The organism is Bacillus cereus group sp. BceL062 (assembly GCF_051780025.1).
Taxonomy (GTDB): domain Bacteria; phylum Bacillota; class Bacilli; order Bacillales; family Bacillaceae_G; genus Bacillus_A; species Bacillus_A toyonensis.
Genome location: NZ_JBPWGY010000001.1, coordinates 615,719 through 628,558, shown reverse-complemented (window position 1 = coordinate 628,558; position 12,840 = coordinate 615,719). Strand labels below are relative to the sequence as shown.

Below are 12,840 nucleotides of genomic sequence, written 5' to 3'. Positions count from 1 at the left end.
TAGTGTGCCAAGTATCAGCCTTGAACGAATAACATAAAACATAGTTGTCCCCACACCCCATTGTTTACAATCACTTATTCACTGTTCTTATTTCTACTATTACGTCTTCTCCCCGTATGATATATGTAATTTTCTCTCCTACATTTCACTTATGTCTCTACTTCAAAAATAATTATTATTGTTGCATAGTAGCTTTCATCGCTAATTTTTACTAATTACTTAGGCGCCAATTCGTTAATCTCCCCCTCTTATTTCTATTTGAATCCAATCTTAAACATTTTTTGATACATGTTAGCAGTAACTAGCAAATAAGTGTGATGATTCATATTTTATGCTACTCCTCAAAACTATTACCTGTATATTCAAATAATATGTGCTATTCTTGTTAAATTATGGTATTATTCTTAGAAGTTTATAATTTTTATTGCTAAAGTTTTTCCTTTTCTACTTATGAAAAAAGGAATATATATTCATTCAACTATTACGCACAACTGTAAGGAGGAAGAATATGACTAAAAAGCTCAGTCTAGTTGAGATAGAGTACATTTGCAATATGTTTTTCCAATCTTTTGAAGTTCCAGTTTATTTTTTAGATTGCGACAAAAATATTCTTTTAGCTTTTACATCAAAAAATGATTCACTTTCATTGTATACATCAAAAATAGAACAGTTACATATGCTTTATCAGAACAATGATTCATATAATTCTCCCATCTTCAGAACTCACCAACAACTAGGGCACTTCATTTTAATTCACATAAAGAGCGATTATATGGTGAACGGCACTGTTATTATTGGACCTGTAACAGATGTAAGCTTTTCTAAAAACGAAACGGATAGCAGCTTTCATTTTATGCCGAATTATAAAAAAACAAGAGACTATTACTTTTCATTGTCACTCAAAGATCAATATTTCTTTGTAAATATGGCGATTTTGTTCCATAACATTCTTTATAAAAAAACTTCAGATGTAAGTACCTTTTCAAATAACAGTGACTCATTTCATGTGAGTCATAGCAGTATCTTAAACGAAGATGTATATACTTCAATGCAAAAAAACGAATCTATCTGTCATAATTTGTATTTAGAGCAACAACTACTTGGAGCTATAGAAAACGGGGATAAAGAAACAGTACTCAAATATTATTATGTATTCCAACAAGAGACTCTTTCATCATTATCTTCATTCCATCAATTAAGACGTCATAAAAACATTTGTATTTCATCTATTACACTCGCTACTAGATATGCGATAAAAGGAGGGCTTCCATCTGGAATTGCTTACAAGATTTATGATCTACATATCCAAAGAACAGAAAATTTAAAAGACAAAGAATCTGTTTGGGATTTATTAAAAAATGTTTTCTGTACTTTTGCAGACCGTGTAAAGGCACAAAAAGCACAGCAACATTCACAGACTATTGCTATTTGCAAAAACTACATTTTCAAAAACATTTACAATCCAATATCAGTTAAACAACTTGCTACATTTTCAAACGTGAATTCGGATTATTTATCTATATTATTTAAAAAAGAAGTTGGTATTTCATTAAGTGAATATATTCAGCGTGAACGAATCGAAGAAGCAAAGAAATTATTAACTTTCACAACCTATTCCTTATCTGACATCTGTGCTTCACTCAATTTTACTGATCAAAGCTACTTCACTAAAATTTTTAAAAAATTCACTAACGAAACGCCTGGTAAATACCGAAAATCTCATGTTGTCATATAAGTGAAACTTCCATTAATACAAAGTGCTTTCAGTAATTAATGCATGGCTAATTAAAACTACCCCAACATTCATGAACTTTACGATTCAGGCTATTTTTAAACAAAAAACACGTTACTATTCTTTTATTTTAATGAGAATAGTAACGTGTTTTATATGTAATGTATTTCTGTAGACAGAATCGCATCCAAGCGCAAAGTTTTATGGAAGCCAAATGTACCTCCTAACTACTAAAATCTTGGTAAGTAAAAACCTTATCTAATAATTATTGTGTGTACAAAATTCCAAACTATTTATCAGCTAGTGACATTCGCCCTTCAGTACCGATAATATAATTTACGCCTAAGACACACTCCCTTTTTTGTTTCACATATTTTTCACTTTGTTTTTTCTGGATTATGAATTCTTTTCCTCAAACGAATGATACCTATACCTACTATTATTTATGTGTCTTTCTAAATTTACGAATCAAAGTGAGTACTGTACCTGCAATAACCATCAACATGCCCATTACTGCACTGTTAGTTGTACTTGCACCCGTTTTTGGAAGCTCTTTATATGTATATTCTTTTTTATCTGAATTACTATTGTTTGAGATATTACTATTATTAGCAAGGCCATTAGCTTTGCTAGTGTCTTTATCTTTCACTAGTACTTTTTGTATTGCCTTTACCTCATTACCTACGGAATCTCTGACACTATATATTATTTCATAAGTATCAGCTTTAGATGTATCTACTTTACCATCAACTTTTACTTTAGAAGTAAGGTCATCATTCTTTTTATTAGTAGCTGATACTCCTACCATTGGGTCAAATTGATCATTCTCATTAATTGTAGTTGTAGCAGGTACTTTTAGTATTGGGTTGTCATTTTTAACTTCTTCTCTAACTTTAACCGTTACAGTTTGTTTCGCAGTTACTTCATGACCTTTAGAGTCTGTAACTGTGTATGTTAATACGTAAGTACCAGCTTTAGATGTATCTACTTTACCATCAACTTTTACTTTAGAAGTAAGATCGCCATCTTCTTTATCAATAGCTAATACTTCTGTCATCGGAACAAATGAATCTCCTACATTAATAGTCACTCCAATAGGCGCTGTTAATTTAGGCTCTATATCTAATATTTCTTCATTTTTCTCTACAATTACAGTCTGCGTATCCGTTGCATTCCCCCCTTGGGAATCGACAACCAAGTAGTTCACAATGTATTTACCTGGTTTAGATGTATCTACATCGCCTTTATGCTGTACTCTATTTGTTAAATCACCATCTTCTTTATCAGCAGCTGTTACATTTCTCATCGGGTCAAACGTATCACCTACACGTAGTGTAATTGTAGACGGTACAGTTAACTCTGGGACTTGGTTTTCGGCAGTTTTTTCGTTTTCTTTCACTGTTCCCTTAATTTTTGCTGCATCAAAAGCTTTTTGGACCGCTTGAACCTCAATTGAGTTCGCTCCATATTTGTTTGTTGCAACTTTAAGGCACGCTAATCTCAATTCTGAGAAATTAGAAGTCATGTTTAATTCATCAGTATTTGCATAGTAGAAAATATCAAACATTTTATCTTCACCAATACCATTTACAGTTACACCGTTATGAGTACCCCCTTGAGCAATTAAATACGCAACTTTATTAATAATACTTGAGTTGAAATGAATGCCTCCATTATCCTCTCCATTTAAATCATTATATTTACTATAATCATCTGGATATGGTACTCCATTTGAATAATTGATTGAAGATGGATTTTTCATATTTCGGAAAACCGATCCAGTTTGTTCTCCTGTTGTCCAGTTAAATTCCCCGTTATTTATGTATTTCTCAATAGCCGTTCCCATAATATCAGATAACGCTTCGTTAATTGCACCAGATTCTCCGAAAAATTCAAGGTTAGATTCGCTAGAGGTAACCGCATGTGTAAATTCATGGCCCACTATATCGAACGCTTTCACCATGGGGTCACCATATATAAGCATACTAATATTATTAATATTAGCACTAAATGCATTCTCCCAATTTTTAGGGTTATTTGTTCCTCCAGAATCCCATGCATGTACAACTGATACTACTTTTTTTCCCTTATTATCAAAACTATTACGCTTGTATTTATCTTTATAAAAATCATATACCTTTGTTGCTAAAAAATGAGCACTTACCGCCTTTGGATCAGTAAATGTTGGTGAAGTGCTAGTTACTAATATACCAGGATAATATTTTTCTTCATTTGTAATATCTCTATAATTTACATCATATGTCTCAATTCCTTGCCCTCTTGTGTAATCAGCAAGAGCATATTTCCCATTACTTTGTTCATAAATACCAAAAGTGCGAGTTATACCTAAATCATCTTTCCCTGTTCCAGTTAGTGATACGAAATTGTTTTTTCTACTTTCCTTTAAAGGTTCAACATGCTCTTCACTTACTTTTAAACCTGATTCTTGTACCATATTTTTCAACATTTCACCATTATCGGCATTCACTAAATAAGTTCCAGATACATAGCTTGGTGTTGCAGCAGCAAATGTAACTTGATATGCATTTGAAGCTTGTCCATTATTTTCATCCACAAAAATAACTTCCTTAACTTCTGGTTCAGAAATGAACTTGATATCGCTCCCGTACTTTGTATAAATATATTGTTTGGCTTCTTCTTTTGATAGCTTAATAGGCTTTTTCAAATCTTCTTGTTTTAAATTTTGCGCGCTATCGCCTAAAACACTTTTAATAACACCCTTATTGTCTACGTGTGCAGTTAATTGATGGCCATATACTTCTTTTCCTTCGTATGTTTGCTGCATACGTACGAGTGTAGTCCCATCATACGAACCACGTTTTTGAAAGACTTTATAATCTACTCCTGTTTCTCCATTGACTTGCTTTGGAGAAAGCGCTTGTTCTGTTTTCTCCTTAAGCGCATCCTTTACTACATTTTCTGGTGTCTTTTGTGACGGTTGAGTAAGTTCACCTGAGCGGAACGATTCCTCCTGCATTTGAACTTGTAGTTGATCTGTTTCCTCTGCATGACCTATTCCGTATGGCGCTACAGCTGTTAAAGCCAATCCTGTTGTTAATGCAACTATAGCTATTTCTTTTTTATTTTTCATGATATTTACCTCTTATAATTTCCTAAAATATAAAACTGTTAAAAATTATACTATTCATTCGTATCAAAAAAAGAAAATAAAAAGCATATAAAATTAAACAAAATCGCATAATTTAATGACGTTAATTCATTATTTAAATATAGTTATTCTAGAGAAAATCACTGCTTTTAATGAACTTTTTTATAGATATATATAAGGTTCGATAAATTAAATTTCACGTGTAAATTCTCTTTTTTTAAAGATCCAGTTTGAGTTTTCTAAGGTTATCATAGCAAATAAGCCTTAGTAGGTTTCTATTTTCAGATCTTTCTATTTTAATTTTCATCAATAAATGAAGTCATATAAAAGTGAATTGTGTAACACAATATATTAATTACAGATATAAAGCATATTATAAAAAGGTGACTTCTGTAATCAACAAAAGTCACCTTCTTACAATAGATTCGCAATACATATTATCCTAAAAATGTTTATAATGTATAATTTCTATGTAACAAAGAAAAATAACTTATTAACGAGCATTTTCCAAAACTTTTATTAGGTCATTTATATTTTCAATTTTCTGTTGAAACTGATCAAATTTGCTATGTAGCAATGAAGGATTTTTATCTTCTCTTGAAATAACTTGTTTTAATTCGTGTTCTAATTTATCATACGCATCAAAGAAATTATCAAATTCTACACTTACAAGCTCGTCATTTTCACGATAAAATCTTTTTGCTTCTATATAAGTCATATATGATTTATTTAAAAATCCTAATGAAATTAAATATTTAGAAGTGTTTTCTTGATAAATAGCAATATCACATGCTGTTTTAATATCAGAATAAGTCTTTTGAATAAAACATTGTAATTCAAGAATCTTAAACTTTAAACCATAATTCATTTCATTCCCTCCCATCCTATCTATTCTACATAAAATAATAATATTTTACAAAATAAAATATTATTATGAAAGTGACATTTAAAAAGATAACGAAAGAAGAAACAAATTCAAACTTTTCAATCCTTACTTTTAATCTTCAAATAATCTCTTAATTGTTATATAATAAACTAAATATATAATTAGGAGTAGATATAATGCCAGAAACATTAGAACTCATTCTTTTCATACTTATAGCAATTAGTGCTGTAGGTTATCTAATAAAAGAAATTCAAAAACCTAAGAAAAGAACGCTTGGAATTTCACTAGAATTTTTAGTTTTTTTCTGGTCAATATGGAGAATATCGACTATCATAATTTAATTTATATAATTCCTCTTCTCTCGATAAACCTTACTATTCAATCAATACTTTAAACAAACCATTGCTTAACCATATGCCTTTAATGGAGCAGATAACTTTTGCTAGCTGCTCTTTTCTTTGTAACCATTATACACAAATTTTCATATAATATAGTCATTCCTTTCTTATAAGTTAAGCTCGTCACTTCGGTTATAAAAATAGGATTATATCCTATAACTTTTTTTAGAATCATCCATAATTTATTTCTGAAAAAGTGCTTTGTTTTACTGAAAGGTGGTTGCGGAAACAACCGCCTTTTTATTTTCAAAAAAATCTAATTTCCAAAAAACTATCCACTGCTTTCTGGAACAGTTTTATAATTTCTAACCTGCTTCCTCGTTTCTAATTCAATATGTAATCTCTCGTTATTTTACTGTCACTTTATAAATAACCTTCTAATAAAAAGACCTCCACATATAGTATGTTGGGACTTATTCACGGATTATATATGAGAAATATTTTACGCTCATAGTGCAAAAATAAAAAGCGCAAAGAATAATTCCTTCCGCTTTTTATAACAATAAATACATTTCATATTGTGCTAAAGAATTCTTTTTAAACCCAGATTTCTTTAAAAACCCTTCTAGTAAACTGTTGTTTGGAAAACCAATAGATAAACTTGATAAATTTGATTCTACTCTTGCTACTTGTAATAATTTCATCCCAATCCCAATATTTCTATAATCTTTATCTACGAAAATATAACTAATTTTACCTTGTTCATTTACACATACAGAGCCTTTTAAATCATTATCAACATATGCACCGTAATACGTATTATTTGTTTTTTCAATGTAATCAATATCATTTTGCCAATTTATATGGAAGTTAAGCCATTTCTGAATTTCAAGTTTAAATGTTTGAAATTCTAATCTTTGCACTTCAATATTTTTATTATCTTTATTTGTTAATTTAGTTACATCATTTAAATTATAATAAGAAAGATCATACACTTTTTCATAACCTAATTTGTTATAAAAATGAATCGCCCTATCATTACCTACAATAACTTCAAGAAAAAGTTGCTGGCATTCATTTTGTATCGCTTCTTCTTTATGTAGCTCAAATAACTTTTGACTTACTCCAATGCCGCGAAACTCTGGATGAACAGCTAATGTTCCACAACGCATTGTTTTTATAGTTTCATAAACCTTTATACCACCAAGTATTATGCCAACAGATTTGTCACCATCTAAAGCAAGAAAAGAGTGTTCTAGCGAGTTACCTTCTGGTCCAAAAAATCTTTGTATAAAATCTTCTTTTGAAACATCCATTTTAATAATGTAATCTGAAAATCCATCCTTAAAAGCTCCATACACTAAATCTATACTTACTTCACTACATCTTTTATATTGAATCATATAAATATAATCCTCCGCTTTGGCTTGTTATATACTACATTCAAATACATGAAATGAATTCCTTTCACCTGAATCTTTTAACTATCTATTATTTACTACAGTAATCTCATAAACACGTAAAAAAGCAATTAAATGCTCACATGCTCGTTCACATGCTAACATTTTAAAAACCTTTTGTTCTTCTTTCGTTTTATCATTCGCTTGATCTGAAGCAGCTTTTAAACATAAAAATGGTTTTTTATTTATATGACATACGTAAGCGAAAGCAGCGACTTCTTGATCAACCGCCAATGCTCCGTATACAGTATGCAGTAAATATCTCATTTCGGAACTACGAATACGCTGATCTCCAGATAAGAACGTACCGAAGTGAACTGGATCATAAGATCGTATTTTTTTTATTTTTCTTACAATTGACTTTGTTGTTTCAATAGGTGCTGTTCTACCATCATATAAATTAAAAACATCTTCCCCTGAACCAGCAGCAGTAACATCGTGTTGTATTGCATTAAGTGCTACTACAATGTGACCATTTTTCACCTTATTTGATAAACTTCCGCATATTCCTGTCATAAATAGCTCGTCCGGCTGAAATTCACTTATTAATAATTGTACACAACTAGCACAACTTACTTTGCCAACACCAGTTATTACTGAAATAATTTCCAGATCATTTATATAATGAAAATGAAATTCCCAAGCTACTCTTTTTTCAATGCGTTCACTCGGATAATGTTGATGCAAATACGTAAGTTCTGGTTCCCATGCGGATACGATTGCGATACGTTTCATTACACACTTCACTTCCCCTACTGTCATTTAAATAAGCTATCTATACTTTCTCGTTCATAAACTGGAATCCACTCTTTGTATTTTTCATATAAGCCTCGGATTATTTCTTTATTCTTCGCAATGACTTCACATCCTCTATCATCATAAATAAACATGACAATATCTTTCGTTGCGTTAATGAGAAATACGTCAGGATAAGAAACCTCTTTTTTGCGTCCAAAACGAGGATAAAGATCTGGAAAATCCTCATGATTAACAGCTTGAATAAGTAGTTCATATTTAATATCTTCCGCAAGACATTTTAAAGAAAATTGAGATGTACAATATAAATCTGCTTCTTCATCTTCAAATAGAAAAGGTAACGTTTCTTGTCTTATACGAAACTTTAAATCTCTCTTTTTAATATATTTATTGTATATATTTATTTTCTGTGGAGTTTTTATATTTTCCTTTTTAAACCGATAAACATTTGCTACTACAAACACTACATCTTCTTTTAAAAATATATCTTCAAATAAGTATTTATTATCTGTATATAGTTGAGAGAAGTATTCCATATTTAAATCGTCGGTTCCTTCTACAATTTGATATTTATCTTTCCCAAAATCAAAATGTAGATGATTTTCCCACTGAGAGTATATGGACGGTACTAACGTAACTCCTGGGAATGTTTGATTCATATATTCTTTTAACTGCATTTTCATATCCTTTCTACTCTACAAGTTCTTTTAAATACCAATAAGCTTCTTCTAGCCACGGATGTATAACTTTCAATGTATCTTTTCTTTCCCACAAATATGAAATATATACAAAAGCAGCATGTTCTAAAGATTTTTCTAATCCATTTTTTATATCTACTAAGTATGATGGTGTCCCATCTTGATCCCATTCTATTTTATCTGCAACAAGTAACACTAAATCCATCTTCGTTGCATGTTTACGCAATGTAGTATGGCAACAAATTGCACCTAAAATCTCTTCATCTTCCACTTTAAATATCTCTCTTGCGATTACTCTCGATAGTTTTTGATGAATAATCATTGGAAATTTCCGTTCTTCTTGTAATATTTCGATTCCAACTGCTTCAGCAACTTTAATCCGGTCCTCATTCGGAAAGATTGCACTTATATCATGTAAATACCCTGCAATTTCTGCTTTTTCTTCATTTTCATGAAACATTATCGCTATTTTTCACGCTTCATTTGCCACACGAATTGAATGATGATATGTAAATTCTTTATCGTACTTTAATAGAAACTCTTTTATAGAGTGTTCTATTTTCCCAGTTGGAGTAAATGAACATATTTCATTATATAACACGTTAATCTCCTCCTTATTACGTTCCTTCAATATAATAGGAAATTCAAATAATTCTTCTATTGTTAATTCGTTATGAATGCTTTAATTCCTTTTTAATACGTTACATGAAATTTTATGTAAAATCATTGCTACAAAGTACATAAATGTTTGTTATTATAGTAGTGTTGATGATTTGTAAGGAAAGGAACTAACTATATAATGAATAAAAGCATATTAATTATTGATGATGATAAAGATATTGTAGAGTTACTCGCTGTTTATTTACGAAATGAAGGATATAACATTTTTAAAGCTTATGACGGTGATGAAGCAATACAAATGATATCTGCATATGAAGTTGACCTCATGATTTTGGACATTATGATGCCAAAGCGAAATGGATTAGAAGTTTGTCAGGAAGTGCGTGAAAATAATACTGTACCTATCCTTATGCTGAGTGCAAAGGCTGAAGACATGGACAAAATATTAGGGCTTATGACAGGTGCAGATGATTATATGATTAAACCGTTTAATCCACTAGAATTAGTCGCTAGAGTGAAAGCTTTGCTGAGAAGATCCACTTTCCAAAACGCTGCTACTCAAAAGAAAGACGATGGTATCATTCGTATTCGAACAGCTGAAATCCATAAGCATAATCATACTGTTAAAGTAAATAATGAATATATTAAACTTACATCTATTGAATTTGATATTTTATATTTACTAGCGAGCAATACAGGAAGAGTATTTAGTTCCGAAGAAATATTCGAACGTGTTTGGAATGAAGATGGTTATGGCTCAAATAAAACTGTAATGGTTCATATTAGTAATTTACGGGATAAACTTGAAACAGTAATGAATGGAGAAAAATTTATTCATACTGTTTGGGGAGTAGGCTATAAAATTGAGAAATGAAGCATTTGATATTTTAAAAGATATCCCAAAATGGAAGATAATTTTTTGGTTTTTATTAGCTATCACTCTTACACCTATTACTGAATTAATTATATATCGCCTCATTACGAGTGTAATCGAGAGTTCACTTACTCTAACCGAACTCGGTAAAGAATTCATTCGGATTTTTGGTTATGAAAAGTATAAAGGGATTAAAGAATCTTTATGGATGATGATTGTTTCTTATTTATTTTTATTTTCTATTTTTTCATCCTATCTATACATTTTTTATCGTCACGAGAGAAAGCTTTACTATGAAACTTGTATTAAAAAAATGATAGAAGAGATTCGATATATTGCAAATGGAAATTTCAATCATAAAGTTTCCATCGTAAATCATAATTATTTAGAAGAGTTAGCGACTGGGGTCAATCAAATTGTTGAACAATTAAAAGAGTCAATTGACGAAGAAAGACAGGCAGAACAAGCAAAAAGCGAACTAATTACAAATGTATCACATGATTTACGTACTCCCCTTACATCAATAGTTGGATACGTGAATTTAATCCATCATGATAATTATAGAGATGAAGTGGAATTACGTCATTACATACAAGTCATTTATGGTAAAGTAACACGTCTAAATGCATTAATGAATGACTTGTTTGAATACACCCGTGTTCAAAATAAAGAGTTAAGTTTATATTCTGCTCCCATTGATATTGTAGAGCTACTTGGACAATTAACTGTTCAATTCCGAATACAAGTGCAAGAAGCAAATATTGAATGCCGCCCTTCTTTCCCCTCTCAAAAACTCATGGTATTAGCTGATGGAGACAAATTAGTGCGTGTATTTGAAAATCTTATTATAAACGCTATCGCTTATGGAAACGAAGGTGGTTATATTGACCTTACCGCTTATGAAAGCAATAATATGATTACAATTGATATAACAAATTACGGACAACCTATTCCTAGTACAGATTTACCTCATATTTTTGAACGTTTTTATCGTGTTGAAAAATCACGTTCAACAAACACTGGTGGATCAGGACTCGGATTAGCAATTGCAAAAAGTATTGTCGAACTGCATAAAGGAACGATTGAAGTATATAGTGATGACAAGAAAACAACTTTCACTGTAAAACTACTACCATATAAAAATTAATACACCATAATTTTAGGTTCAATTTCTAATATGATAAGAAATTGAACCTTTTATTTTCCATCAATATCCAAAGTTTAATAATCTTTTATAATTCTTTAGAAATTCTTTACCTTTTCTTTCTTCCTAATTAAGCATTCCTTTTTACAATATTATTATTGATGTCATAGTAGGAGGATCGCTTATGCAATTCTTGAAAAAATTCACAATTTTATTATTATCTTTTATTATTACTGCACTTATCGTTTTATATTTTTATCTTTATGTAAATGGTCCAATTATTCAAGCTAAATCAGCTATTTTAATAGATGCTAATTCAGGTGAAGTTATTTATAAAAAAAATGAAGAAACCCCTATACAATCAGCTACTTTGTCTAAATTAATGACAGAGTATATCGTATTGGAACAACTGAATGATGGCAAAATACAGTTAGATGAATCCGTAAAAATAAGTAACGAATTATTCCAAGCGGAAACGACTCCTATGCAAGTAACAGCAAAGGATAAAACGACGGTTCGTGATTTACTTCATGCATTGCTTTTAACAGGAAATAATCGTTCTGCACTCGCACTGGCAGAACACATTGGTGGCAATGAAGATAACTTTACAACGTTAATGAATGAAAAAGCAAAACAGCTACAGTTATCACAGCCATCTCCTTTTCTAAACTCTACTGGAGCTAATCAAGATACAAATAAACAATCGAATACAACAGCGAAAGATGCAGCTAAACTAGCAACGCATTTAGTAAAAGATTTCCCTAATGTACTGAATATGACGAAACTAACCTCTTACCAATTTACCTTCAAAAATTTTCAAGTTTTCAACACAAATAAAATGATTTATTCCCTCAATGAAAACATTAAACTCCAAGGTGTTGATGGCTTGCAAACTAGTTTTTCAACTAACGGTAATAATAGTTTTGTCGGTACTGCAAAACTAGGAGATACTAGGCTTATTTCAGTAATATTAGAATCCGATGAAGAAAACACTACTTTTATTGAAACAAAAAAATTACTTCAGTACGGTTTTGAACCTTCCTCGTACTCTGCACTCCAAGCTTTTAAAGATACTCTTACATCTTGGGCAATATTGCTACAGTTTAAAAATTTAATCATACAAACGATGATGATCTTTTTCATTATTACAATTTTAATGTTTTTACATTTACGTCAAAGAAAATCCGAGGATTTCAACTAA

10 protein-coding genes and 1 pseudogene are annotated in these 12,840 nt (G+C 30.6%); 5 read left to right on the top strand and 6 right to left on the bottom strand.

What is annotated here, in order from left to right:
* The first annotated feature begins 508 nt into the window (after positions 1–508).
* Positions 509–1,735 carry an AraC family transcriptional regulator gene (locus ACS2MN_RS03085; protein WP_142336497.1) on the top strand — a complete coding sequence of 409 codons (1,227 nt, stop codon included), beginning with the start codon at positions 509–511 and terminating at the stop codon, positions 1,733–1,735.
* Positions 1,736–2,171: 436 nt separating this feature from the next.
* Here the strand turns inward: ACS2MN_RS03085 and ACS2MN_RS03080 are convergent, their stop codons facing one another.
* Together ACS2MN_RS03080 and ACS2MN_RS03075 are read right to left on the bottom strand one after the other, a co-directional pair.
* The gene (locus tag ACS2MN_RS03080) at positions 2,172–4,844 is read right to left on the bottom strand and encodes a M4 family metallopeptidase (RefSeq protein WP_346994189.1); all 2,673 of its coding nucleotides are present in this window, start codon (positions 4,842–4,844) and stop codon (positions 2,172–2,174) included.
* A gap of 511 nt (positions 4,845–5,355) precedes the next feature.
* Positions 5,356–5,730 carry a hypothetical protein gene (locus ACS2MN_RS03075; protein WP_001106151.1) on the bottom strand — a complete coding sequence of 125 codons (375 nt, stop codon included), beginning with the start codon at positions 5,728–5,730 and terminating at the stop codon, positions 5,356–5,358.
* 194 nt (positions 5,731–5,924) lie between these two features.
* Here ACS2MN_RS03075 and ACS2MN_RS03070 point away from each other — a divergent pair, with 194 nt between their 5' ends.
* Entirely contained in the window at positions 5,925–6,089 is a 165-nt protein-coding gene (locus ACS2MN_RS03070; RefSeq protein WP_001115306.1) for a hypothetical protein, read from the top strand.
* 551 nt (positions 6,090–6,640) lie between these two features.
* Here the strand turns inward: ACS2MN_RS03070 and ACS2MN_RS03065 are convergent.
* From ACS2MN_RS03065 to yqeK, 4 genes and pseudogenes are all read right to left on the bottom strand, one after another.
* On the bottom strand, positions 6,641–7,489 hold the full coding sequence (locus ACS2MN_RS03065; RefSeq protein ID WP_000617087.1) for a GNAT family N-acetyltransferase: 849 nt from the start codon (positions 7,487–7,489) through the stop codon (positions 6,641–6,643).
* Positions 7,490–7,570: 81 nt separating this feature from the next.
* On the bottom strand, positions 7,571–8,308 hold the full coding sequence (gene mtnN, locus ACS2MN_RS03060) for a 5'-methylthioadenosine/S-adenosylhomocysteine nucleosidase (protein ID WP_142950952.1): 738 nt from the start codon (positions 8,306–8,308) through the stop codon (positions 7,571–7,573).
* Complete coding sequence (locus tag ACS2MN_RS03055; RefSeq protein ID WP_043321894.1) at positions 8,305–8,979, bottom strand: DUF3885 domain-containing protein; 675 nt, start codon at positions 8,977–8,979, stop codon at positions 8,305–8,307. The genes mtnN and ACS2MN_RS03055 overlap by 4 nt, the downstream gene beginning before the upstream one ends.
* Positions 8,980–8,992: 13 nt before the next feature.
* Positions 8,993–9,601, bottom strand: a pseudogene (yqeK, locus tag ACS2MN_RS03050) (bis(5'-nucleosyl)-tetraphosphatase (symmetrical) YqeK).
* A gap of 198 nt (positions 9,602–9,799) precedes the next feature.
* Here yqeK and ACS2MN_RS03045 point away from each other — a divergent pair.
* From ACS2MN_RS03045 to ACS2MN_RS03035, 3 genes are all read left to right on the top strand, one after another.
* Positions 9,800–10,495, top strand: a complete 696-nt coding sequence (locus ACS2MN_RS03045) for a response regulator transcription factor (RefSeq protein ID WP_001043192.1) — start codon at positions 9,800–9,802, stop codon at positions 10,493–10,495.
* Complete coding sequence (locus ACS2MN_RS03040) at positions 10,485–11,642, top strand: sensor histidine kinase (RefSeq protein ID WP_001243279.1); 1,158 nt, start codon at positions 10,485–10,487, stop codon at positions 11,640–11,642. The genes ACS2MN_RS03045 and ACS2MN_RS03040 overlap by 11 nt, the downstream gene beginning before the upstream one ends.
* Positions 11,643–11,823: 181 nt before the next feature.
* Positions 11,824–12,840: a D-alanyl-D-alanine carboxypeptidase family protein gene (locus ACS2MN_RS03035; protein WP_001160070.1), complete on the top strand. Its 1,017-nt coding sequence runs from the start codon at positions 11,824–11,826 to the stop codon at positions 12,838–12,840.